Raw genomic sequence first — 24,733 nt, 5'->3', positions numbered from 1 at the left:
CCGCGTCAGACGGCGCCCGGACGCGCAAGGCCGTCATGGTTGCGTCCGGCCGCAAGCCGTTGGCCTTTAAATGTGGAGACACCATGCATTCCGACCGTATTCGCCATCCCGGGCTGCTTGCCCGGATCACGTCCGCCGACCAGGCGGCATTGCTGATCAAGGACGGCATGACCGTCGGAATGAGCGGTTTCACGCGTGCGGGCGACTGTAAGTCCGTGCCGGCCGCGCTGGCCAGCCGCGCCGAACACGAGCCGCTGTCGATCACCTTGATTACGGGTGCGTCGTTGGGGCATGACACCGACAAGATGCTGGCCCAGGCAAACGTGTTGTCGCGCCGCATGCCGTTCCAGGTCGACACCACGTTGCGGCGCAAGATCAATCAGGGCGATATTGCCTTTATCGATCAGCATCTGTCCGAAACGGTGGAGCAATTGCGAGCCGGTCATATCGGACCGATCAACGTGGCGATTATCGAAGCGGCCGCCATTACGGAAACGGGCGCCATCGTGCCGACGATGTCGGTGGGCAATTCGGCGTCGTTCGCGCAGCAGGCCGACCAGATCATCATCGAATTGAATCTGGGTATCCCTGCTGCCATCGAAGGGCTGCACGACATCTACGTGCCCGCCGACCGCCCCGCGCGCCAGCCCATCGGCTTGGTGACCGCCGATCAACGTATCGGCCAGCCGTTCATCCAGGTGGACCCGGACAAGATCGCCGCCATCGTGATCACACACGAGCCGGACAGCCCATCCAACGCCTTGCCGCCGGACGACGAAACCAATGCCATCGCCGGGCATATCAATACGTTCCTGCGCGGTGAAGTCGACGCCGGCCGCCTGACCAATGCGTTGTTGCCGTTGCAGGCCGGCATCGGCACCATCGCCAACGCCGTGCTGCACGGGTTTGAATCATCGGACTTCGAGGCGCTGACGATGTACTCGGAAGTGCTGCAAGACAGCGCCATCGAGTTGCTGGATCAGGGCAAGCTGGCGTTTGCGTCGGCCTCGTCCATTACCGTGTCCAAACCGGTGTACGACAAGATCTTGGCAAACCTGGAGCATTACCGCGAACGCATCGTGCTGCGGCCGCAAGAGATCAGCAATGCGCCCGAGATCGTTCGTCGGTTGGGCATTATCGCCATCAATACGGCATTGGAATTCGACATTTACGGCAACGTGAATTCCACGCACGTCGGCGGTATGCACATGATGAACGGCATCGGAGGCTCGGGCGATTTCGCGCGCAACGCGCACTTGGCCATCTTTGTGTCCAAGTCGATGGCCAAGGGCGGCGATATCTCAAGCGTGGTGCCCATGGTGTCCCATGTGGACCATACCGAGCACGATGTCGACGTGCTGGTCACGGAATGCGGCCTGGCCGACCTGCGCGGTTTGGCGCCGCGTGAACGCGCCCGCGTCATTATCCAGAATTGCGTGCACCCGTCCTACCGTGCGGCATTGCAGGATTATTTTGATCGCGCTTGCCAGCGCGGCGGCCAAACCCCGCATCTGCTGGAAGAGGCCTTTTCGTGGCACCAGCGTTTCAATGAAACGGACTCGATGCAGGCTGACAAACCGGCGACGCGCAAAGCTGCTTAAGCCGGCGTCACTGGCGGGCTGGCCCCGCGTCCGTGCCCGTGTCGGTATCCGTATCCGTATCGGACGAAGGCGTAACCAGCGCGCAGCGGGACAACTCCAGCTCTTCGTGCAGCCACTGTTTCAACGCGACAAGCGGCGCCCATTCGCGCAGGCTTGGCGGATAAACCAAGTGGTAGGTCTGCGCCTGCTCATAGTGCACGCGCATGGGCGACACGCGCACGAGCCGTCCCGCGCAAAGCGCATCTGCCGCGAGTAGCTCGCGGCCAAGAGTGATGCCCAGCCCTTGTTCGGCGGCCTGCAACATCATGCCGGCGTCGTTGAACGTGGCGACGGGCGTAACCAGCGTGCGCAGACCCGCCGCGTTGAACCAGTGTTGCCACATTTCCCGCTCGCCCAGCAACGGCTGGCGGGCCAGCGTTTGCGCCGTGTCGTCTTCCAGCGACGCGGCGGTTTCTGGCGACGCCAAGGCGATCAAGGGCAACGGCATGTCGAACAACGGTTCGGACTCCACGCCGGCCCATGGTCCACGGCCAAATCGCAGGGCCGCATGAAATCCGTCCCGAACCAGATCGACCACCTGCTGGGACGTCTCGATCTCAAGCGACACGCCCGGATGGCGCGCACGCCAACGTGCCATGCGCGGCAATAGCCAACGCTGAGCGAATGACGGCAGTACCGACACGCGCAGCCGTTGTTCACTACCGGTAGCCGACGCGGCGGCCGCCATGACGCCTTCGTCCAGCAGGGCCAGCGCGCTCTGCACGCTGCACAACAACGCCGCGCCGGCGCTATTCAAGACAATGCCGCGTCCGCTGCGCTCAAACAGCGCGAAACCCAGCTGCTCTTCCAATCCCTTGATCTGCTGGCTGACCGCGCTGTGCGTCAAATGCAGGCGCTCGGCGGCGGCGCGCACGTTCTGCAATTCGGCAACGGCCCTGAAAGCGGGCAGGGTGTTGAGCGGGAGGCGCATGGCGGAATGTTCGGGCATTGAGCGGATGGTTAGCGTAACTGACCAATAGGCCGAAAACAATTGGATTTTCATCGGGTATCTGGGCGGCTACGCTTACCGAATCGTCAAACGCAATAAGGAGACGGTCATGTCTGCCCAACTTTCACCTGTTTCGCCGTCATTCCCGGCTACCGCGTCCGGCGGGCACCCGAGCTTTCAGCCAGGCGCCGGGTTGGTGCCGCTGCTGTGGGCGGCATTCCGCTTGTGGCGCGTGCAGTCTCGCATGCGTAACGTGGCCGCCGACATGGACCCTCGCATCATGCGAGACGTCGGCGTACCGGAGTGGCTGGTTCACGAAACCACCGTGCACCGCGAACTGGCCCGCCTGCGCAACGTGGACTATCTGCGCTGGTAGACGTCTCCACCGGCGATAAGCATGACCACGCTTTGTCGCTATATATATATATATAGGGGGCGGGGCGCCGAGGGCATCCTCTATATATAGAGAGGCTGGAGGAAGCCCTGGCCGGCGCACCCTATGCGTCGACGTTTGAGTCGCCTTCATGACAGGCCCGAAACTTGTGCTATAGTCTCGCTCCTTCGCAGTTCAGACATTTTTGAACCGCGAAGCCAAGCAGTACGACGGGCTCCGGCCTGCCGCCAAGCAGCCAGCGATGGCAGTCAGGTGGGATTGCAAGTAAGGGTGCAAATCAGGCAAAAGCCAGTTGCACAATTTGCAAAAATCGTGCTATAGTCTTGGGCTTGGCTGGTGATGACGATCGAGGGTTTACCCGGATCGAAATCGCGAGCCACCTGAGTAGTAACCGACCTCTGGTTTCCAGAGTCGCTCTAGCGAAAGCCGGTGGCGGGTTGCAAGATAGGATGCAAATTAGGCAAGAGCCGGTTGCATAATCTGCAAAAGTCGTGTTATAGTTTCAGGCTTGGCAGTTGCCGAAAACTTAGGGTTTACCCGGATGGGTGGTCCTGATATTTCGATAGCTGCTAAAGAGAGCAGACCTGAAGAGGTCGCAGGCAAGAAAGCGGTGGCGCGAAAGCGAACGAAGCTGACTTGACAAGCGATAAAAACTTCTTCATAATCTCGCCTCTCTGCTGCTGAAAACAGCAAGCGACGCAAGGCGGAAGCCGCGCAGCGCTGGCAGGATCAGCAGGTAGCAGTAAGTAGTTTGTAGTACCGAATTTGCAGTACCGCTCTTTAACAATTAAACAACCGATAAGTGTGGGCGCTTGATGCGATGCACTGTGATTTAAGTCTGGGGTTAAACCTTGGCTTGCTTCACAAGCACAATGAAATCAAGTGCTCACTAGAAGTGAAGTACCTTAGACGTCAAGTTTAAGAACATACCTCACTTCCTTTGAGTAGCGACGTATGACCTGGTTCGGATTTATTCGGACCAAGAATACGAAACAAATACAGAGATTAAACTGAAGAGTTTGATCCTGGCTCAGATTGAACGCTAGCGGGATGCCTTACACATGCAAGTCGAACGGCAGCACGGACTTCGGTCTGGTGGCGAGTGGCGAACGGGTGAGTAATGTATCGGAACGTGCCTAGTAGCGGGGGATAACTACGCGAAAGCGTAGCTAATACCGCATACGCCCTACGGGGGAAAGCAGGGGATCGCAAGACCTTGCACTATTAGAGCGGCCGATATCGGATTAGCTAGTTGGTGGGGTAACGGCTCACCAAGGCGACGATCCGTAGCTGGTTTGAGAGGACGACCAGCCACACTGGGACTGAGACACGGCCCAGACTCCTACGGGAGGCAGCAGTGGGGAATTTTGGACAATGGGGGAAACCCTGATCCAGCCATCCCGCGTGTGCGATGAAGGCCTTCGGGTTGTAAAGCACTTTTGGCAGGAAAGAAACGTCATGGGCTAATACCCCGTGAAACTGACGGTACCTGCAGAATAAGCACCGGCTAACTACGTGCCAGCAGCCGCGGTAATACGTAGGGTGCAAGCGTTAATCGGAATTACTGGGCGTAAAGCGTGCGCAGGCGGTTCGGAAAGAAAGATGTGAAATCCCAGAGCTTAACTTTGGAACTGCATTTTTAACTACCGAGCTAGAGTGTGTCAGAGGGAGGTGGAATTCCGCGTGTAGCAGTGAAATGCGTAGATATGCGGAGGAACACCGATGGCGAAGGCAGCCTCCTGGGATAACACTGACGCTCATGCACGAAAGCGTGGGGAGCAAACAGGATTAGATACCCTGGTAGTCCACGCCCTAAACGATGTCAACTAGCTGTTGGGGCCTTCGGGCCTTGGTAGCGCAGCTAACGCGTGAAGTTGACCGCCTGGGGAGTACGGTCGCAAGATTAAAACTCAAAGGAATTGACGGGGACCCGCACAAGCGGTGGATGATGTGGATTAATTCGATGCAACGCGAAAAACCTTACCTACCCTTGACATGTCTGGAATTCCGAAGAGATTTGGAAGTGCTCGCAAGAGAACCGGAACACAGGTGCTGCATGGCTGTCGTCAGCTCGTGTCGTGAGATGTTGGGTTAAGTCCCGCAACGAGCGCAACCCTTGTCATTAGTTGCTACGAAAGGGCACTCTAATGAGACTGCCGGTGACAAACCGGAGGAAGGTGGGGATGACGTCAAGTCCTCATGGCCCTTATGGGTAGGGCTTCACACGTCATACAATGGTCGGGACAGAGGGTCGCCAACCCGCGAGGGGGAGCCAATCCCAGAAACCCGATCGTAGTCCGGATCGCAGTCTGCAACTCGACTGCGTGAAGTCGGAATCGCTAGTAATCGCGGATCAGCATGTCGCGGTGAATACGTTCCCGGGTCTTGTACACACCGCCCGTCACACCATGGGAGTGGGTTTTACCAGAAGTAGTTAGCCTAACCGTAAGGGGGGCGATTACCACGGTAGGATTCATGACTGGGGTGAAGTCGTAACAAGGTAGCCGTATCGGAAGGTGCGGCTGGATCACCTCCTTTCAGAGCTTAAGTGCTCGTGTTAAGCGTCCACTCTTATCGGTTGTTTTTTGTAGCTGGGGTCGGTCTTGTTTGACCCCGCGTAGAAGCTAACGCATAGCGCTGCTTGCAGCGCTATGCGTTGGGTTTTACTCAACAGCTATATTCGTTCTTTAACAATCTGGAAGAAGCACAACGAAATGTACTTATTAAGTACTCGGCGCAAGCCGAAGAAAATAAGTACGGGTTGTGATTGCATTATTTTGTTCCAAGTTCTCAAGACTGGGGTGAATAACCTCAGACTGCTTTGAAACTTATGAACGGCACAAACGCTAATACTCAGGTCCTATAGCCTACAGCGTTATAGGATCAAGCGACTAAGTGCATATGGTGGATGCCTTGGCGATCACAGGCGATGAAGGACGTAGTAGCCTGCGAAAAGCTACGGGGAGCTGGCAAACAAGCTTTGATCCGTAGATGTCCGAATGGGGAAACCCACTGCAGCAATGCAGTATCCCTAGCTGAATACATAGGCTAGTGGAAGCGAACCGGGTGAACTGAAACATCTCAGTAGCTCGAGGAAAAGAAATCAACCGAGATTCCGAAAGTAGTGGCGAGCGAAATCGGAAGAGCCTTTACGTTTTAGCATGCAAGATAGTCGAACGGAATGGAAAGTCCGGCCGTAGCAGGTGATAGCCCTGTAGATGAAATCTTGTGTGTGGAACTAAGCGTAAGACAAGTAGGGCGGGACACGTGAAATCCTGTTTGAAGATGGGGGGACCATCCTCCAAGGCTAAATACTCGTGATCGACCGATAGTGAACCAGTACCGTGAGGGAAAGGCGAAAAGAACCCCGGAAGGGGAGTGAAATAGATCCTGAAACCGTATGCATACAAACAGTAGGAGCCTCCTTGTGGGGTGACTGCGTACCTTTTGTATAATGGGTCAGCGACTTACATTCAGTGGCAAGGTTAACCGAATAGGGAAGCCGTAGCGAAAGCGAGTCCGAATAGGGCGATTCAGTCGCTGGGTGTAGACCCGAAACCAGATGATCTATCCATGGCCAGGTTGAAGGCACGGTAACACGTGCTGGAGGACCGAACCCACTAATGTTGAAAAATTAGGGGATGAGCTGTGGATAGGGGTGAAAGGCTAAACAAATCTGGAAATAGCTGGTTCTCTCCGAAAACTATTTAGGTAGTGCCTCAAGTATTACTGCGGGGGGTAGAGCACTGTTATAGCTAGGGGGTCATGGCGACTTACCAAACTATGGCAAACTCCGAATACCCGCAAGTACAGCTTGGGAGACAGAGCACCGGGTGCTAACGTCCGGACTCAAGAGGGAAACAACCCAGACCGCCAGCTAAGGTCCCGAATTATCGCTAAGTGGGAAACGAAGTGGGAAGGCATAGACAGTCAGGAGGTTGGCTTAGAAGCAGCCATCCTTTAAAGAAAGCGTAATAGCTCACTGATCGAGTCGTCCTGCGCGGAAGATGTAACGGGGCTAAGCGATAAACCGAAGCTGCGGGTGTGCACTTTTAGTGCACGCGGTAGGAGAGCGTTCTGTAAGCCTGCGAAGGTGGCTTGTAAAGGCTGCTGGAGGTATCAGAAGTGCGAATGCTGACATGAGTAGCGATAAAGGGGGTGAAAAGCCCCCTCGCCGTAAGTCCAAGGTTTCCTGCGCAACGTTCATCGGCGCAGGGTGAGTCGGCCCCTAAGGCGAGGCAGAGATGCGTAGCTGATGGGAAACTGGTTAATATTCCAGTACCGTCGTACAGTGCGATGGGGGGACGGATCGCGGAAGATCATCAGGGTGTTGGATGTCCCTGTTGCTGTATCGAAGATGGCGCTTAGGCAAATCCGGGCGCGTAAATCAAGGGTATGGCACGAGCGAGCATTGCTTGCGAAGTGATTGGAAGTGGTTCCAAGAAAAGCCTCTAAGCTTCAGCTGTACGAGACCGTACCGCAAACCGACACAGGTGGACGGGATGAATATTCCAAGGCGCTTGAGAGAACTCAGGAGAAGGAACTCGGCAAATTGATACCGTAACTTCGGGAGAAGGTATACCCCGGTAGTGTGAAGCGCCTGCGCGCTTAGCATGATGGGGTCGCAGAGAATCGGTGGCTGCGACTGTTTATTAAAAACACAGCACTCTGCAAAGACGAAAGTCGACGTATAGGGTGTGACGCCTGCCCGGTGCCGGAAGGTTAAGTGATGGGGTGCAAGCTCTTGATCGAAGCCCCGGTAAACGGCGGCCGTAACTATAACGGTCCTAAGGTAGCGAAATTCCTTGTCGGGTAAGTTCCGACCTGCACGAATGGCGTAACGATGGCCACACTGTCTCCTCCTGAGACTCAGCGAAGTTGAAGTGTTTGTGATGATGCAATCTACCCGCGGCTAGACGGAAAGACCCCATGAACCTTTACTGTAGCTTTGCATTGATCTGTGAACCGGCCTGTGTAGGATAGGTGGGAGGCTTTGAAGCGTGGTCGCTAGATCACGTGGAGCCATCCTTGAAATACCACCCTGGTTTGTTTGCGGTTCTAACCTTGGTCCGTTATCCGGATCGGGGACAGTGCATGGTGGGCAGTTTGACTGGGGCGGTCTCCTCCCAAAGTGTAACGGAGGAGTTCGAAGGTACGCTAGGTACGGTCGGAAATCGTGCTGATAGTGCAATGGCATAAGCGTGCTTGACTGTGAGACTGACAAGTCGAACAGGTGCGAAAGCAGGACATAGTGATCCGGTGGTTCTGAATGGAAGGGCCATCGCTCAACGGATAAAAGGTACTCTGGGGATAACAGGCTGATACCGCCCAAGAGTTCATATCGACGGCGGTGTTTGGCACCTCGATGTCGGCTCATCTCATCCTGGGGCTGTAGCCGGTCCCAAGGGTATGGCTGTTCGCCATTTAAAGAGGTACGTGAGCTGGGTTTAAAACGTCGTGAGACAGTTTGGTCCCTATCTGCCGTGGGCGTTGGATACTTGACGGAGCCTGCTCCTAGTACGAGAGGACCGGAGTGGACGTACCTCTGGTGTACCGGTTGTCATGCCAATGGCATTGCCGGGTAGCTAAGTACGGAAGAGATAACCGCTGAAGGCATCTAAGCGGGAAACTCGTCTGAAGATTAGGTATCCCGGGGACTTGATCCCCCTAAAGAGTCGTTCGAGACCAGGACGTTGATAGGTCGGGTGTGGAAGCGCAGTAATGCGTTAAGCTAACCGATACTAATTGCTCGTGAGGCTTGATCCTATAACACTGATGGTTATTGACCTGGTGATATAGCGTTCCAAGTGTCGTTCAATACAAAATCTGGCTGCACCGTCAGCAGCCAGCCAACACCAATTACGACCCCCCTGTGCATGATCATCGAGCTAGCCTCTGATCATCCACACGTTGTGTTTCTTCCAAGATTGGAGCCGTTGCGCTAACCAGCAGCCGCTCAACCAGTTACGCCTGACGACCATAGCAAGGTGGTACCACTCCTTCCCATCCCGAACAGGACAGTGAAACGCCTTCGCGCCGATGATAGTGGACGGACGTCTGTGAAAGTAGGTCATCGTCAGGCTTTTATTGTGCAAAACCCCACAGGTAATCCTGTGGGGTTTTGTTTTTTGCGCGTCCCAGACTTTGCAAGTACAGATTAGTTAAACCCCCTCGTAGCTCGCGCTGCGAGGGGGTTTTGTTTTTAATTTTGCGCGAAACAAACGACGACTGTTTATGGCAGTTGGCGGCGCAATGCTTCGAAGAACAATTCTGACTGAAGACGTTCGCTTTGAATCTGCGCGGCGACTTTGGTGGCGATGTCGGCGTTTACCGGTTTGAGCGGACGGCCAGTAGATTGAGCAAGGACCTGCGCTGCGCAAGCGCGTTCCAGGAAAAACAAATCGTCGTAAGCGTAGTCCAGCCGTTCGCCGCAAACCACAACGCCGTGATTGCCAAGGAAGACGATGTCCGCGCCTTGCATGGCATGCGCAATGCGTTCGCCCTCGGTGACGTCCAGGGCCAGGCCGTTGTAGTTTTCGTCGATGGCAAGCCTGCCGTGGAACCGCATTGCGTTTTGCGACAGCGTCGTGTCCAGACCTCGGTCTGCGGTAAGTGTCAGTGCCGTGGCATAAGGCATATGCGTGTGCAGGACACAGGCCTTGCCCGCGATACGGTGGATGGCAGCGTGAATAAACATCGCCGTGGGTTCAACGGCATGTCGACCGGCCAGTTTGTTTCCATGCGCATCGATCAGGACGATGTCGTCGGCTTGAACTTCATTCCACATGAGACCGCGGGGATTCAGCAGAAAGTGGTCGGGGTCACCAGGCAACGCCACGCTGAAGTGATTGCAGACGCCTTCGCCCAGGCCATGAGCCGCAGCCGCCCGCAAGGCCAAAGCCAAGTCGGCGCGAAGCGCAGTCACGGGTTCCGCGTGATATAGGGCGTCTGCGAAATGGGGTTCTTGATTCATGTCTGCCTTAAGGCTTTAGGGGTAAGGGAACGCGCCTGATCCGACTATAGAGGCCCAGGCCGCGGCGTTATAACCAACCGGCGCTGCGGAAAACTCCTGGCACCCGGTCCAATGTCGGTACGGTAGCGTCCGGACGATAGTCAGGCAATAGCTGACGGCCCGTTCCTCGATCGATCCAGACGCATCGGAAGCCGATGTCGCGGGCAGCGGCATGGTCAAGATGTGGACTGGCGCAAATATGCACGATGTCGTCTGGCGTGACGCCGAGGCTCTGGTGAGCATGCGCGAAGATTTTGCGAGACGGCTTATAGGCGCCCGCGGATTCGGCCGTGATCACCCGGTCGATATGCCCGCCCAGCTGCGCGACGTTGCCGGCAATGATGCCTTCATCGGTATTCGAAATGATGCAAAGTCGGAAACCCGCCTGTTTCAGCGTGGCCAACGTGTCCACGACTTCCGGAAACGGTGGCATGGCGGATATGCTGCCTATCAGCATATCGGCATCTTCTGGCCGATATGGCAGCCCAAAGTCCTGCATCGTCAATCGTAGCGACTCGCGCGAGATGTCGGCAAAGCTGCGATGGGGCGGAGTGCGTTCCAGGCGATGCTCGTGCTGGTCGTACGCGTGCAGGAACGCATCGGCTGTGGGCGCTGAATGCGCCGGCGGCTTGCCAGCCAGGATGCGGGCAACCGCCGCCTGTAGCCCTTCGTCCCACTGGATCAGCGTGCCGTAACAGTCAAACGTCAGCCACTGCGGGCGGGGAAGCGAATTCAACGGCATGGTGGATCCCTAAGAAAAATAGAAGAATCCTCAGCGTAGGACGTCCTGCATCAAGTCGTAAAATTAATAATAGAACTCCTCTCAGTTGATAAACGAATATCAAGGCCGCCATGCTTGACCTGGAACTCTTGAGAACGCTGGTTTGCGTTGCCGATGAAGGCAGTTTCACCCGCGCTGCCCAGCGCGTGCATCGCACACAATCCACCGTCAGCCAGCAGGTGCGCAAGCTGGAGCAGACGGTGGGCAAGACATTGCTGCTGCGCGACCGAACCGGCAGCAATGTGTCTGCGACCGAGGATGGCGAAGTGATGCTTGCGTACGCCCGCCGCCTGTTAGCCATCGCCGACGAGGCCGAACATGCCTTGATGGCGCCTCAGGCAGCGCGTGTTTTACGCCTGGGCATTCCTGAAGACTTCGACGTGGCGCGGCTGACGTTGCTGTTGGCGCGATTCGCGGCCAGCCATCCCGGCGTCCGGCTGGAAACCGCCAGTGGTATGAGCACCGAGCTACGCGCCAAACTGGGTTCCGGCGACTTGGACCTGGCCCTGATCAAACGCGAGCCCGACGACGGCCCATGCCTGGCGGCATGGCCCGAGCGTCTGGTCTGGATCGGCGCCAAGCGACACACTGCGCTGGCGCCACATTGCCCCGTGCCGTTGGTGATGTTTCCGCACGGCTGCATCTATCGCAAGCGGATGATTTACGCGTTGGAGAGCGCCGGTCGCGCCTGGTACGGCGCTTATCACAGCCATAGCCTTGCTGGCGTGCAGGCGGCCGTGGCGGCAGGGCTGGGCGTGAGCTTGCTGCCTGCGTTCGCCACCTTGGAATCGCATCAGGTGCTGGTGGCACGCGACGGGTTCGATCCGGTGCCGTCGACCGAGTTGGCCATCGTCAGCAATCGCCGCGTGCCAGGCAGCATCGAGCAACAACTGGTGTGCGCGTTGCAGCAGGCCATAGAAGTCGACACGCGCGACCCTGCGATCGCGTGAACGCCGGGCGTTCAAGTCACATCGCCGTCCACGTAGTACCACTGGCCCTCTTCACGCACGAAGCGACTGACTTCGTGCATGCGATGCGCGCGGCCTGCCTGGCGGCTGCGGGCCACGAATTCCACGGTAGCGTGATCGGCGTCCTGTTCGCGCGCTTGTTTGATGGACAGCCCCAGCCATTTCAAGTCCGGCGGATTCGGGTCCAGCGTTGTGGGCCGCGTCCTGGGATGCCAACTGGCTAGCAGGTAAGGCAGTTTGTCCAGGACGAAAGCGCTGTATCGCGATCGCATCAGCGCCTCGGCGGTGGGCGCCTGCATGGCCAGGGGGCCTTCATGCCAGGGGCCGCAGCAGCGGTCGTAGGCCGCGCCGCCGCAAGGGCACGGAGCGGCCAGGGAAGCAGATTTCTTGGTCACGGTTTGGCAGCGGTGCGTATCAGGCTCGCAGGTCGTTGTATTCGGGATGGCGGCGCATGTAGACCTCGGCATACGAGCACAATGGCCGGACTTTCCAGCCATTGGCGCGCGCGGTATCCAGCGCTGACCGGGTCAGTTCCGCAGCGATGCCGCGCCCGCCGACCTGGCTGGGGACGCCGGTGTGCACGATGGCCATCGTGTCGCCTTGCAACTGGTAGTCCAACACGCAAAGCACGCCGTCGACGGTGGCGGTGAAGCGGGATTGACGGGGGTCCTGGGTGACAACAGTCATTCGAAGGCTCCTTGGATGCACCGGTGGGTCAGCCGGCATTCACCCGATGATCGGTAATCGGTAATCTGTAGTCGTAAGCAAACACCTTAACGCGTCAGCGCTCGGGGGCAGAGGGCTGCCCCGTCGACTTATTGGTGCAACACCTTGATCAACGCCGTCAGTTGGGCGTCGCGCGTTTGCACCATGTCGGCGATGCTGCGCCGGCCCGCCTCGGCGTTGACGCCTTCGATGAGTTTGCGCTGTAGTTCCGGAGTGACCTCGGGTGTGCCCAGGTCGTCCCACCAGGTTTGCACCGGGCCCAGCAGGTGGTCCATGAAATGCGCCAGGCCGCCCGCGCCACCGCCCAGGTTGAACGTCATGTGGGGTCCGAACAATGCCCAGCGCAACCCCGGCCCTTGCGACACCGCGGCGTCGATATCGGCCACGCTGGCGACGTTTTCGGCGGCCAGATGGATGGCCTCGCGCCAAACGGCCGCTTGCAGACGGTTGGCGATATGACCCGGCACTTCCTTGTTCAGCCGGATCGGGTATTTGCCCATGGCCCGGTAGAACGCGATGCTTTGCTCGATGACTTCAACCGACGTCTTGTCGCCCCCCACCACTTCTACAAGCGGAATCAGATGCGGCGGGTTGAATGGATGCCCGATGACGAAGCGCTCCGGGTGTTGGCAGCGCGATTGCAGACGGCTCATGATCAGGCCCGACGAACTTGAGGCCACGATCACGCGAGGCGGCAGTAGGGCGTCCATCCGCGCAAAGAGTTCGATCTTGAAGTCCTCGCGTTCGGGCGCGTTTTCCTGCACGAAGTCCACATCCACCAAGGCCGTCGCCAAGTCCGGCTCGAACAGCAGGGCGTCCGGCGACGCGCCTTCCACGACGCGGCCCAATTCCTTCAGCACGGGCCAGGCGGCCTGAACGCGCGCGCGCGTTTGTGCTTCGGCGTCGGCGGCGGGGTCGCTGACCACCACCGTCAGCCCATGCGCCAGGAACAGTGCTGCCCAACTGGCCCCGATGGTGCCGGCGCCAACGATGGCGATGCGGCGGATGGCTGGCGTGGGCGTGGCAGGGTGCGGCATAGGGCTCTCCGAGTGGCAGGGATCGGCCCATATTGTGATGCAAACGCCCCGCGCTTGCATGCCCGCCTTATGCGTTATGCGCGCGACGCAAGTGACGCCAGACCAGCCCGACCCCCGCCGCGTAGCTTGCGGCGATCACGCCGTAGGCGACGGGCAGGGTCGCGTTCCAGTCGGGCAGCACATGCATGATGGTGCCCATCAATGCCACCCCGACCAATGCGCCGGACTGCCGATTCGCGTTCAATGCCGCCGCCGCGCTGTTGGCGTGGTGCTTGCCCGAACTCTGCATCACAATGCCGGTCATCGCTGGCACGGCGATTCCCACGCCCAGATTGCCCAGCGCAACCAGGATGGCGAAGGGCCAGTAGGCGGTCGTGGGCGTGAAGGCGACGATCCCCAAGGCGCTCATGGTGGCGGCCAGCGACATGCCCCCCAAATAGCGCTGCCGACACATTCCAGCGCGCGGATACACGCCCCGAAATCAAATTGCCGATTGAAAAAACCGCCAGCATCGGCACCAGCTGGATACCGGTCTGAAGGGCGTCGGCGCCGCGCGCATGTTGCAGGAACAAGCTAAGCAGGAACAACTGCCCGTACGAAGCCAGATTGATCAGGAAGCCCACCGCGTTGGCCGCGGCAAAGTGCGGCGTCTGGAACAGGACGCGGGGCAGTATCGGTTCGGCGTGGCGGCGTTCGCGCCGCACCAGCAATACGATGGCCAGGGCGCACAAGCCGGTGACGCCGGTAATGCGCGGCGACGTCCAGCCGTAGGCGTTGCCCTGGATCAGCACGAAGCACAACGACGACAACGCGATTACGCCCAGCAGGTGGCTGATCGGGTTCAGCGCGCGCGGCCGGCGCGGGGCCGCGTGGATGCGGCGGCGGGCAAGCCACAGCCCGGCCACGCCCAACGGCAGGTTGATAAGAAAGATGCCGCGCCAACCGAATTGATGGATCAACACACCGCCCAGCAAGGGGCCGGTGGCGCCCGCCACCGCGACGATCGCCGACCAGGCGGCCAGCATGCGGTTGCGCACGTGGTCGTCGTCGTAGGCGTGCGTCAGCAAGCTTAGCGAGCTGGGCATGAACAGCGCGGCGCCCAGGCCTTGCAGCATGCGGGCCGCGATCAACGTGTTGGCGTCGGGCGCCAGGCCGCACAGCAATGATGCCAACGTAAACACGGCCAGGCCGGCAAGATAAACCGTTTTGGCCCCATAGCGGTCGGCCAGCGCGCCGGCCACCAACAGCAGCGCGGCAAACGTCAGCGTGTAACCGTCGACGATCCAGACCAGGTCCGTCAAGGGAACGACAAACTGCACGGCAATGCTGGGCAGCGCCACGTTGACCACGGTCACGTCCAGCATGGCCATGACGAAACCGATGGCCAGGGTGACTAGCGGCAGCCAGGCAGTGGCCGGCTTGGCGTCGAGGGAGGGCACGGGGTGTGATGGGCAGGCGGTGTTCATGAGAGGCAGACGGCGGGATTCCAAGGACTGAAGCTTAGAAGTTTTCGGGTATGCAAAAAAGCCGAAATACTGCTTTATAGTGATGCATAAATGCATCGCGGTCCCCTGGGTGGCAGGGCTGAAACGCGTTCGGGATGCCAATGGACTGAAGCGAGGGTCAGCGCTATGGATTGGGACAATGCCAGGATCTTCCTGGCGATTTATCGCGTGGGAACGCTGCGTGGGGCGGCGGCATTGCTGCAGATCGACCAGGCAACGGCGGGCCGGCGCCTGGCCGCGCTGGAGTCATCGCTGGACGCGCGCCTGTTTCTGCGCACCCCTGGCGGGTACGTGCCCACGCCAGCGGGCGAATTGGCGTTCGCCGCGGCGGAGCGCATGGAGTCGGCCGCCGACCAGTTGCAGCGGCAGATGCAGGGGCTGGACCATCGCATGTCGGGCGTGGTGCGCGTGGCGGCATCCGAAACTGTGGCCAGCTACTTCATCATGGAGGCGGTGCGCCGCGTGCATGTCCAGCATCCGGACATACGCGTAGTGCTGTCGGCGTCGATACAGATCAGCAACTTGACCCGTCGCGAAGCGGATTTGGCCATCCGGAACGTCAAGCCTGACAGCCCCGATTTGATCCAGCGCCACCTGGCCCGCAAGGAAGTCGGTCTGTATGCCTCGCGCGAATATCTTGCCGCGCACGGTGAGCCCAAACCGGGTACGGCCTTCGCCGGGCATACCTTGGTGACGTACCAGCAGGCGGTCTTGCCCGGCTGGTCGGACACGTTTTGCGGCGAGCCGACGGGCAATGGGCGCATCGCGATCGAGCTCAATTCCGGGATGATGATACTTGCCGCCGTGGTGGCCGGCCTGGGCATCGGCGAGCTGCCCACCCACATGGCGCCGGATTATCCCGACCTGGTCCGTATCTGGCCGGGTCGCAGCGAACCGTATGATTTGTGGCTGGTCATGCACGGGGACCTGAACCGCACCGCGCGCGTGCGCGCCGTGGCTGACGCCATCGTTCAGGTGTTCGAAGAAGATAAATAGCCGCGAAACTGCGGTAAGCCGTGGCTTGTCGAGCCGCGCGACAGGCGCTAAGGTTTGCGTGCCCCGCAGGAAAACCACGAATCAGGAGTGACGCGTGTCCGATCTTTGGCGTTTATCCGCAGTTGAGCTTGCCTCTCTAATCCGACAGCGCGACGTATCGGCTGTCCAGGCCGCGCAAAGCGCATTGGACCGGCTCGATGCCGTCAACCCCGCGCTTAATGCCGTGGTCGATCACCGCCCTGACGAGGTCCTGGCCCGGGCGCGCGAGGTCGATGCGCAGCTGGCACGCGGCGAAGATCCCGGCTTGCTGGCCGGTGTGCCCGTTACGGTCAAGGTCAACGTCGACCAGGCAGGCTACGCCACGACCAACGGCGTCAGCCTGCAAAAGGACGTGATCGCCGCGCGGAACAGCCCCGTCGTCGACAACCTGCTGCGCGCCGGCGCGGTGATTCTTGGCCGCACGAACACGCCCGCGTTTTCGTTGCGCTGGTTCACGGGTAACGGCCTGCACGGGGACACGCACAACCCGCGCAACAAGGCATTGACGCCAGGTGGCTCGTCGGGTGGCGCGGCATCGGCGGTGGCGGCGGGCATCGGCCATCTGGCCCATGGCACCGATATCGCCGGGTCCATCCGCTACCCGGCCTACGCCTGCGGCGTGCACGGATTACGGCCATCGCTGGGCCGCGTGCCCGCGTACAACGCGGCCTTGCCGGAACGTTCCATCGGCGGCCAATTGACGGCCGTGTCGGGGCCATTGGGGCGCACCATTGCCGACGTGCGCTTGGGGCTGGCGGCCATGTCCGCGCGTGACCCTCGCGACCCTTGGTGGGTGCCGGCGCCGCTTGTGGGCCCCGACGTTCCCCGCCGCGCCGCGCTGTGCGTGAACCCGGATGGCATGAACCCCGAGCCCGCTGTCGTCAAGGCATTGCAGGAAGCCGCCCGCAGGCTTAGCGACGCGGGCTGGACGGTAGACACACTGGACGCCGTGCCACCCATGCAAGAGGCGGCCGATTTGCAGATCCGCATGTGGATGGCGGACGGCTATGAGGCCATGTTGGCGGCGGCCGAAAAGGAAGGCGACCCAGGGGCTTTGGTGGCCCTGCGCGGCCAGCGCGACAAGGCCGCCGACGCAAACCTGAACAATTTTTCCGCGGTGCTGACGCGTCGGGCTACGTTGACCCGCTTGTGGGAAATCTTCCTTTCCGAATATCCGGTGCTGTTGCTGCCGGTATCCGCGGAATTGCCCTTTCCCGACAATCTGGATTTGCAGGGCGACGCGGCTTACGCGCGCGTGTGGCGTGCGCAGATGACGCAGATCGGCGTGCCCTTCATGGGCTTGCCCGGGTTGTCGGTGGCGATGGGCAACGCCATGAGCAGCGTCGGGCCAAGCCCCGTCGGGGTGCAGATCGTTGCGGGACGCTATCGCGAAGATCTATGCCTGGCCGCTGGCGAAATTATCGAGGCGGGCGATGCCGCCGTCACTATCGCGGAACCGGACTTCAAACCCGCACCGCGTTGACGGGGTGCGGCCTTGCGTTAGCCCGACGCCCTAGCTGCCAAACCGCACGCGCAGCACGCCGAGCTCGCCGTAGACGAGCTCGATGTCTTGATGCGCCGGCACGTCCAGGAACCCGGCATAAGAACCGGTAATGACGTGCTGCCCGGCATGCAGCCCCAAGCCTTGTTCGCGCAGGAAATTGGCCAACCAGTACAAGCCGGCCTTTGGGCGATCGTTAGGGTGAAAGCCAGGATGTTGTTCAACTTCGCGTCCGCCGACCGACAAGGTCAGCGTCATGCTTGAAGGAACCGCGTCGGCGCTGGCGATGCGCGCCCCCAGCACCAGGCCTTCGTTGAACATGTGGTCGGCAAGCAGCTCTGGCAGGCTGGCATGTTCGGGCGACGCGTAGCGGCAGCCCAGCACTTCCAGCGCCAGCCGAGCGCCGCCCACGGCCGCGTCAATCTCGGCGTCGGTGTAGGGCGTGTCGCGGGCGGGCAGGTCTTGCGCCAGCTCGAATGCAATTTCCGGCTCAATGCGCACCACTTGCGTGCGCGTGGCAACGGGACCAGCCTCGGCATAGACGGTGCCCGATGCGTAAATCGGCGCCACAACCATTTTCTCGGGCGAGGGCAGCGCGCTTTTCCAGGCCGCGATGCGGTCCCGGCGCGTTTCCTGCAATAGCTGTGCGGTGCGCTGTTGAACCGCGAATGCCTGCCCCATTGATTGCGGGCGGCAGTCCGCCGGCAAGCGCGGGCCGGCCAGGCCGGATTCGCGCGCGGCGATCAACGTGCGGGCGGCGTCGATGCTGCCGGGATAGTCTTCGATTCGGATCTGCATGGGCTCAGGCTCCCAGGTACAGCATCACCCACAGGACGATCATGGCGATCAGGCCCAGCCAGCACGAGCCCCAAAAGCCAACGATGGGCCATTTCAGCGAAAGCGGCGTTTTCTTGGGGTCGACGTGACCCAGCAAATCGTTGGCATTGCCGATCAACCAGAACCGCGTGCCGGGAAACATCAGGCGGAAAAAATAGTCCAGCATGATGGCCGCCTGGATCGACAGGGGATACTGTTTCCACGGGCGGTGTTGCAAATAGGGATGCTTGAACGCGGCGTTGATCTCTTTGTTTTTCAGGAAAAACAGGACAATGCCGCTCAGCGTGCAGGTGATGAAGCAAAGCACGAAAAGGCTGAAGGCCATGGCCATGACAGGTGAATGCATGGGGATCTCAAGATTGCGCGGCGTGCCGCGTTAGATGAAAAAAGGGCAGAACGAAAGCGGGGAAAAAATCTGCCCGTATTGTAGAAGGCTTGGCGCCGCCCCGTGTTCAGGGCAGCGTCAGCGATGTCGGGCGGTCAGGCCCAGGGCTGATGTGGTTCAGCCGCGAACTTGGCCTTCACCGTTCAACACCCATTTCAGCGTGGTCAGGCCTTCCAGGCCGACCGGGCCGCGCGCATGCAGACGGTTCGTCGAGATGCCGATTTCAGCGCCCAGGCCGTATTCGAAACCGTCCGCAAAGCAGGTCGGCAGGTTGACGTAGACCGAGCTGGAATCCACTTCACGCTGAAAGCGCTGCGCCGCCGACAGGTCTTCGGTGACGATGGCGTCGGTGTGGCCCGAGCCCCAGCGCGCGATGTGCTCGATGGCGTCATCCAGCGTGTCAACGATACGAACGGCAAGGATCGGGCCCAGGTATTCCGTGCCCCAGTCTTCTTCCGTGGCAGGGGTGATGTGGGGCAGCAAGGCCATCGTGCGCGGGCAGCCGCGCAGTTCGACGCCATGCTCGATCAGGGCTGCCGCCAGGGTGGGCAGAATGGAAACGGAGGCCACGGCATCGACCAGCAACGTTTCCATGGCGCCGCAGATGCCATAGCGGTAGGTCTTGGCGTTAAAGGCAATGGTGTGCGCCTTGTCCGGATCGGCCGCCGCGTCAATGTAGATGTGGCAGTTGCCGTCCAGGTGCTTGATCAATGGCACACGGGCTTCTTGCGCCAGCCGCGCAATCAAGCCCTTGCCGCCGCGCGGAACGATGACGTCGATATGTTCCGTCATGGTGATGAGTTTGCCCACGGCGGCCCGGTCCGCGGTGGCAACCACCTGCACGGCGTCCGGCGGCAAGCCGGCCGCGGCCAGACCGGTTTGCACGACCCGGCCTAACGCGATATTGGAGTGCAAAGCTTCGCTGCCGCCACGCAGGATCGCGGCGTTGCCGGACTTCAAGCACAGCGCGGCCGCGTCGATCGTGACGTTGGGGCGGGACTCGTAAATGATGCCGATGACCCCAAGCGGGACCCGCATTTGCGCCACGCGCATGCCGTTAGGACGCACCGTGGTGGCCGTGATGCTGCCGATAGGATCGGGCAGGGCGGCAATCTGGCGCAAGCCCTCGGCCATGTGCGCCAACGTTTTGTCGGACAGGGTCAGGCGGTCCAGCAGTGCCGGTTCCAGCCCGTTGGCGCGGGCGGCGGACACATCCTTTTCGTTGGCGGCCTTGAGCTCATCGTGGCTGGCGGCCAGGGCGTCGGCCATGGCCAGCAACGCCTTGTTCTTGGCGGCGCTGTTGGCGCGCATCATCGCGCGCGAGGCGCGCCGGGCGTTTTCGCCCAAGGTCAGCATGGCGTGTTCGATGGAAGACGAGGACATGGCAGTGTCAATCATGAATGAGTGCAACGGAAGAGACGGCGGAGCCCGTGGGCGTAACCCTAAGCGCCGTCTGAAGATTCAGTTTATATCCGGACAAAGGACGGCGTGCGCGGGGCGGCCTTCAAGGTCGCCCGCCGGCGGCGGCCACGCGCAGCGCCAGCCGGGTCATTTCTTCCCAGGGGTCCGAAAGCCGTCCGGCGACGGACAAGCCCTTGATCAGACGATCCACGTCGTGGGCGTGCTGCACGGCTGCGGGCCAGACGGCGGGCTGCACCCGGTTCAGCGCCTGTAATGCCAGGCGCTCGTGCGCGCCGAATATACGCAACCGACGCATCAGCCCGTTGGCGTCCTGGCCCAGCGCACGCGCTTCCGCGATGCGGGCAAGCAGGCGGATTTCTTCGCCGACCGCCCAGAGCACCAGCGGCAGCGCTTCGCCTTCGGCGCGCAGGCCGTCGATCATGCGGATGGTGCGAGCGATGTCGCCCGCCAGCATGGCGTCGCGCAGGCCGAAAACATCGTAGCGCGCAACGTTCAGTACCGCGCGCTCTACGTCCTCGGCCGCCAGTTGGCCTTCGGGATACAGCAAGCCCAGCTTCTGGATTTCCTGGTGCGCAGCCAGCAGGTTGCCTTCGACCTTGTCAGCCATCCATTGCAACGTGGCGGCGTCGGCACGCTGGTTTTGCCGAGCCAGCCGCATGCCCACCCAGGCAGGCAGCCGGCCGCGCTCGATGTTGGCGATGTCGACCATCACGCCGCCCCGGTTCAGCGCCTGCACCCAGCGGCTTTCGCGGGTGGCTTTGTCCAGCCGGGGAAGCGCAATGAGGATCAGCGTGTCGGCATCAGGCTGCTTTTCGGCCTGCTCGGCCAGCTTGGCCAGCGTGTCGGCGCCGGACTTGCCGGGCTTGCCGGTGGGGATCTTGATTTCAAGGATGCGGCGGTCGCCGAACAGCGACACGCTTTGCGTTGCGGCAGTGACGGCGCTCCAGTCGCTGCGGGCGTCCATCACCATCGAAAGCCGGTCGGTGTAGCCGGCGTTGCGCGCCGAGGCGCGCAACGTATCCACGGCTTCGGTGACCAGCAAAGGCTCGTCGCCGGACACCGTGTATAGCGGCGCGAGCCGGTTGCCCGGGCGCTGCAGGTGTTCGGCAAGCCGATCCGCGTCCAAAGGCTGTGCCATGGGCTAGCGCAAGATCGCCGGGTCGGTGGTTTGCGGCGTCTGCCACGGCGTGGGCGTGCTCTTTTGCTGCGGCGCGTTCGGGTCGTACAGCGGAATCTCGCCGGTTTCCCCGCGTTCTTCAGCCTGCTCGAATGCGCGGCGCACGTCCGGTGCGGTCATGCGGCGCAGCAGACGGGACACCAGGTCGCGCTGCATGGCTTTATACAAGGTGTCGATCTGACCTTGCTTGGCCTGCACCACTTGGTCGTCGTACGGCATTTCGCGGTAGATGGACAAGGTGGTGTCGGGGATCAACGCACGGCCCTTGTTGTCGATGAGACGGAACGTGTAGTTGATACCCAGCTCGTATTCCTCGACCCGGCCCTGGGCGTTCAGAGACACCTCGCGCAACGTACGCGTATCGCCAACCTGCTGCAGAATGGCCTGCGCTTCCTTGGGCGAATCGACCAGCTTGGTATTGGGCGAGGCCGCGCGCAGCGCGCGGCGCACGTCCGCGCCGAACTGAGTGGTATCGGGCATGCCGACATAAAGCGTGTCGAACGGCATCGGCGTAACGCCGCGCAGTGCGAAGCCGCAAGCGGACAGCAGCATGAACAGCGCCAGGCAGGCGCCGCGCAGCAGCCACGATTGGCGGGGGGAGTGCGAGAGTTGCCCGGCGAAGTACATGCTTGACCTCATCAGCCTACGACGTTGACCAGTTTGCCCGGCACCACGATGACGCGCTTGGGCGGGCGGCCTTCCAGGAAGCGCGAGACCTCTTCCTGGCTGGCAGCGAGCTTTTCGATGTCTTCCTTGGCGGCGCCCGCGGCCACGCGGATCGAGCCGCGCAGCTTGCCGTTGACCTGGAGCATCAGCTCGATTTCGTCCGCGATCAGCGCGGCTTCGTCCACATGCGGCCACGGCGCGTCCAGCAGGTCGCCCAGCTCTTTCGCGTAGCCCAGGTCTTGCCACAGGTGCCAGGTGATGTGTGGGACCACCGGGTACAACACCCGCAGCAGCACGCCCAGCGTTTCGGCGTAGGCGGCATCGGCCGCGGCGTCCTCGGGCAGCTTGGCGTCGTCGATGGCGTTCAGCATCTTCATGCAGGCGGACACGACGGTGTTGTACTGGATGCGCTGGTAGTCGTAGTCGGCTTGCTTGAGCAGCGTGTAGACCTCGCGGCGCAGATCCTTGACGGCGGCGGTGGCTTGCGACCAGTCAGCGCCATTGGCCAGGCCACGTGCCACGGCGTCGCGGCGCGCGTAGCTGATGGACCACAGGCGACGCAGGAAGCGGTTGGAACCTTCCACGCCCGAATCCGACCATTCAAGCGTCTGCTCGGGCGGGCTGGCGAACATGACGAACAGGCGTGCCGTGTCGGCGCCCAGCGTGTCGATCAGCGATTGCGGATCGACACCGTTGTTCTTGGACTTGGACATCGTGCCCACGCCGCCGTAGTTGATGGCGGAACCGTCCGACTTGAGCTTGGCGCCGGTGATGGCGCCACGGTCGTCGTAGACGTTTTCAACGTCTTCGGGCCAGAAGTATTCGATGCCGCCCTGGGGCGTCTTGCGCGAATAGATATGGTTCAGCACCATGCCTTGGCACAGCAGCTTGGTGAAGGGCTCGTCGAAATTGAGCAGGCCCATGTCGCGCATGACCTTGGTCCAGAAGCGGGCGTACAGCAGGTGCAGCACGGCGTGCTCGATGCCGCCGATGTACTGGTCCATCGGCATCCAGTAGTCATTGCGCGCGTCGACCATGGCGTTGTCGTTGCCCGGCGAGGTGTAGCGCATGAAGTACCAGGACGAGTCCACAAACGTGTCCATCGTGTCCGTTTCGCGGCGCGCGGGCTTGCCGCAGCTGGGGCAGGCGCAGGACAGGAAGGCTTCGTTCTTGGCCAGCGGGTTGCCGCTGCCGTCCGGGATCAGGTCGTCGGGCAGGACGACGGGCAGGTCTTTTTCGGGAACCGGCACCGGGCCGCAGTCGGCGCAGTGGATGATCGGGATCGGGGTGCCCCAGTAGCGCTGGCGCGAGATGCCCCAGTCGCGCAGGCGCCACGTGGTTTGCTTTTCGCCCAGGCCTTGCGCGCCCAGGTCGGCCGCGATGGCGTCCACGGCTTCCTTGTGCGATAGACCGTCGTACTTGCCGGAATTGATGGTGCGGCCAGACTGCTTGTCGCCATACCATTCCTGCCAGGCAGCGGTGGAGTATTCCTTGCCGGGCAGGTCCACGACTTGCACGATGGGCAAGTCGTATTTCTTGGCGAAGGCAAAGTCGCGTTCGTCGTGGGCGGGCACGCCCATGACGGCGCCGTCGCCGTAGGTCATGAGCACGTAGTTGCCGACCCACACTTCGACGTCCGCGCCCGTGACAGGGTGCGTGACGGTCAGGCCCGTGCGCATGCCTTCTTTTTCGCGCGTGGCCATTTCGGCCTCGGTCGTGCCGCCCAGCTTGCACTGTTCGATGAACGCGCCCAGCTCGGGGTTGTTTTGCGCGGCATGCGTGGCCAGCGGGTGTTCCGGCGCCACGGCGCAGAAGGTCACGCCCATGATCGTGTCGGCGCGGGTGGTGAAAACGTACAGCTTGCCGTCCTGGATCAGCTGGCCATCCTGGCCGGCGATCTTGTGCGGGAAGGCAAAGCGCAGGCCTTCGGACTTGCCGATCCAGTTTTCCTGCATCAGGCGAACGCGCTCGGGCCAGCCGGGCAGGTCGTTCTGGACAGCGCCCAACAGTTCGTCGGCGTAGTCGGTGATGCGCAGGTAGTAGCCCGGGATCTCGCGCTTTTCAACCAGCGCGCCTGAGCGCCAGCCACGGCCGTCGATGACCTGTTCGTTGGCCAGCACGGTCTGGTCGACCGGGTCCCAGTTCACGACCTGGGTCTTGCGATAGGCCACGCCCTTTTCCAGCATCTTCAGGAACAGCCACTGGTTCCATTTGTAGTATTGCGGATCGCAGGCGCACATTTCGCGCGTCCAGTCGATTGCCAGACCCATCGCCTTCATCTGCTTCTTCATGTAGGCGATGTTGTCGTAGGTCCACTTGGCAGGCGGCACCTTGGACTTGATGGCGGCGTTTTCCGCCGGCATGCCGAAGGCATCCCAGCCCATGGGCATCAGGACGTTATAGCCGCGCATGCGCAACTGACGCGCCATCATGTCGTTGATGGTGTAGTTGCGCACGTGGCCCATATGCAGCTTGCCACTGGGGTAGGGCAGCATCGAGCAGGCGTAGAACTTCGGCTTTTCGGAGCCGTCGGCGTTCTTCGCGTGTTCGTGGACCAGATAGGCGTCGCGGGCCTGCCAGTCTTGATGGGCGGCCGCTTCGACGGTAGTGGGGAGGTAACGTTCCTGCATGGGCTCGGGCACGGTGGCAAAAAAGGGCTAGCCGCCCTGCCGCGTGGACGCGGGGGCGGCCTGACGCG

Annotated in this window: 18 protein-coding genes, 3 rRNA genes and 1 pseudogene; 8 read left to right on the top strand and 14 right to left on the bottom strand. The window is 61.0% G+C overall.

Going from position 1 to position 24,733, the window contains the following annotated elements:
* Window positions 1-83 precede the first annotated feature (83 nt).
* Window positions 84-1,601, top strand: coding sequence for an acetyl-CoA hydrolase/transferase family protein (locus KYT87_RS20835; RefSeq protein ID WP_219990761.1), 1,518 nt, complete (start codon window positions 84-86; stop codon window positions 1,599-1,601).
* Between the two features lie 7 nt (window positions 1,602-1,608).
* Here KYT87_RS20835 and KYT87_RS20830 read toward each other — a convergent pair whose 3' ends face one another.
* The gene (locus KYT87_RS20830; protein ID WP_219990760.1) at window positions 1,609-2,571 is read right to left on the bottom strand and encodes a LysR substrate-binding domain-containing protein; all 963 of its coding nucleotides are present in this window, start codon (window positions 2,569-2,571) and stop codon (window positions 1,609-1,611) included.
* Window positions 2,572-2,698: 127 nt separating this feature from the next.
* Here KYT87_RS20830 and KYT87_RS20825 point away from each other — a divergent pair, with 127 nt between their 5' ends.
* Complete coding sequence (locus KYT87_RS20825) at window positions 2,699-2,965, top strand: isoleucyl-tRNA synthetase (RefSeq protein ID WP_255593370.1); 267 nt, start codon at window positions 2,699-2,701, stop codon at window positions 2,963-2,965.
* 474 nt (window positions 2,966-3,439) lie between these two features.
* Here KYT87_RS20825 and KYT87_RS20820 read toward each other — a convergent pair whose 3' ends face one another.
* Window positions 3,440-3,685: a hypothetical protein gene (locus KYT87_RS20820; RefSeq protein WP_219990759.1), complete on the bottom strand. Its 246-nt coding sequence runs from the start codon at window positions 3,683-3,685 to the stop codon at window positions 3,440-3,442.
* A 305-nt stretch (window positions 3,686-3,990) separates the two neighbouring features.
* On the opposite strand from KYT87_RS20820, the gene KYT87_RS20815 reads away from it, so the two are divergent.
* The 3 genes from KYT87_RS20815 to rrf all read left to right on the top strand — a co-directional run bounded on the left by KYT87_RS20815 (window position 3,991) and on the right by rrf (window position 9,065).
* Window positions 3,991-5,521 (top strand): 16S ribosomal RNA (locus tag KYT87_RS20815).
* A 343-nt stretch (window positions 5,522-5,864) separates the two neighbouring features.
* Window positions 5,865-8,749: ribosomal RNA gene (locus KYT87_RS20810) — 23S ribosomal RNA — on the top strand.
* Between the two features lie 203 nt (window positions 8,750-8,952).
* A 5S ribosomal RNA gene (gene rrf / locus KYT87_RS20805) occupies window positions 8,953-9,065 on the top strand.
* The 16S, 23S and 5S rRNA genes sit together here, the layout of an rRNA operon.
* A 150-nt stretch (window positions 9,066-9,215) precedes the next feature.
* Here rrf and KYT87_RS20800 read toward each other — a convergent pair.
* Together KYT87_RS20800 and KYT87_RS20795 are read right to left on the bottom strand one after the other, a co-directional pair.
* A complete protein-coding gene (locus tag KYT87_RS20800) occupies window positions 9,216-9,956 on the bottom strand; it encodes an aldolase (protein WP_219990758.1) in 741 nt (246 codons plus the stop codon).
* Window positions 9,957-10,023: 67 nt separating this feature from the next.
* The gene (locus KYT87_RS20795) at window positions 10,024-10,737 is read right to left on the bottom strand and encodes a haloacid dehalogenase type II (protein ID WP_219990757.1); all 714 of its coding nucleotides are present in this window, start codon (window positions 10,735-10,737) and stop codon (window positions 10,024-10,026) included.
* Window positions 10,738-10,847: 110 nt separating this feature from the next.
* Between KYT87_RS20795 and KYT87_RS20790 the strand changes: the two genes are divergently transcribed.
* Window positions 10,848-11,726, top strand: coding sequence for a LysR substrate-binding domain-containing protein (locus tag KYT87_RS20790; protein WP_219990756.1), 879 nt, complete (start codon window positions 10,848-10,850; stop codon window positions 11,724-11,726).
* 11 nt (window positions 11,727-11,737) lie between these two features.
* On the opposite strand, the gene KYT87_RS20785 is transcribed toward KYT87_RS20790, so the two are convergent.
* From KYT87_RS20785 to KYT87_RS20770, 4 genes and pseudogenes are all read right to left on the bottom strand, one after another.
* Complete coding sequence (locus KYT87_RS20785) at window positions 11,738-12,139, bottom strand: YchJ family protein (protein ID WP_219990755.1); 402 nt, start codon at window positions 12,137-12,139, stop codon at window positions 11,738-11,740.
* Window positions 12,140-12,158: 19 nt separating this feature from the next.
* Entirely contained in the window at window positions 12,159-12,431 is a 273-nt protein-coding gene (locus KYT87_RS20780) for a GNAT family N-acetyltransferase (protein WP_046807808.1), read from the bottom strand.
* Between the two features lie 128 nt (window positions 12,432-12,559).
* Window positions 12,560-13,507 carry a 3-hydroxyacyl-CoA dehydrogenase NAD-binding domain-containing protein gene (locus KYT87_RS20775; protein ID WP_219990754.1) on the bottom strand — a complete coding sequence of 316 codons (948 nt, stop codon included), beginning with the start codon at window positions 13,505-13,507 and terminating at the stop codon, window positions 12,560-12,562.
* A gap of 67 nt (window positions 13,508-13,574) precedes the next feature.
* A pseudogene (locus KYT87_RS20770) lies at window positions 13,575-14,973 on the bottom strand (MFS transporter).
* Window positions 14,974-15,138: 165 nt separating this feature from the next.
* Here KYT87_RS20770 and KYT87_RS20765 point away from each other — a divergent pair.
* The gene (locus tag KYT87_RS20765; protein WP_219990753.1) at window positions 15,139-16,008 is read left to right on the top strand and encodes a LysR family transcriptional regulator; all 870 of its coding nucleotides are present in this window, start codon (window positions 15,139-15,141) and stop codon (window positions 16,006-16,008) included.
* Between the two features lie 94 nt (window positions 16,009-16,102).
* Entirely contained in the window at window positions 16,103-17,530 is a 1,428-nt protein-coding gene (locus KYT87_RS20760; protein ID WP_219990752.1) for an amidase family protein, read from the top strand.
* 30 nt (window positions 17,531-17,560) lie between these two features.
* On the opposite strand, the gene KYT87_RS20755 is transcribed toward KYT87_RS20760, so the two are convergent.
* The 6 genes from KYT87_RS20755 to leuS form a co-directional block, all read right to left on the bottom strand.
* Complete coding sequence (locus KYT87_RS20755; protein ID WP_219990751.1) at window positions 17,561-18,346, bottom strand: 2-keto-4-pentenoate hydratase; 786 nt, start codon at window positions 18,344-18,346, stop codon at window positions 17,561-17,563.
* Window positions 18,347-18,350: 4 nt separating this feature from the next.
* Window positions 18,351-18,731, bottom strand: a complete 381-nt coding sequence (locus tag KYT87_RS20750; RefSeq protein WP_185975433.1) for a hypothetical protein — start codon at window positions 18,729-18,731, stop codon at window positions 18,351-18,353.
* Between the two features lie 156 nt (window positions 18,732-18,887).
* The gene (locus KYT87_RS20745; protein WP_046807802.1) at window positions 18,888-20,168 is read right to left on the bottom strand and encodes a glutamate-5-semialdehyde dehydrogenase; all 1,281 of its coding nucleotides are present in this window, start codon (window positions 20,166-20,168) and stop codon (window positions 18,888-18,890) included.
* A 106-nt stretch (window positions 20,169-20,274) separates the two neighbouring features.
* Window positions 20,275-21,330, bottom strand: a complete 1,056-nt coding sequence (gene holA, locus KYT87_RS20740) for a DNA polymerase III subunit delta (protein WP_120156567.1) — start codon at window positions 21,328-21,330, stop codon at window positions 20,275-20,277.
* Between the two features lie 3 nt (window positions 21,331-21,333).
* Window positions 21,334-21,996: an LPS assembly lipoprotein LptE gene (gene lptE / locus KYT87_RS20735; RefSeq protein ID WP_046807800.1), complete on the bottom strand. Its 663-nt coding sequence runs from the start codon at window positions 21,994-21,996 to the stop codon at window positions 21,334-21,336.
* Window positions 21,997-22,007: 11 nt separating this feature from the next.
* Entirely contained in the window at window positions 22,008-24,665 is a 2,658-nt protein-coding gene (gene leuS, locus KYT87_RS20730; protein WP_219990750.1) for a leucine--tRNA ligase, read from the bottom strand.
* Between the last annotated feature and the right edge of the window lie 68 nt (window positions 24,666-24,733).

Source organism: Achromobacter sp. ES-001, from assembly GCF_019448355.1.
Lineage (GTDB): Bacteria > Pseudomonadota > Gammaproteobacteria > Burkholderiales > Burkholderiaceae_B > Achromobacter > Achromobacter spanius_B.
This window is presented reverse-complemented; position numbering and strand designations above follow the sequence as displayed.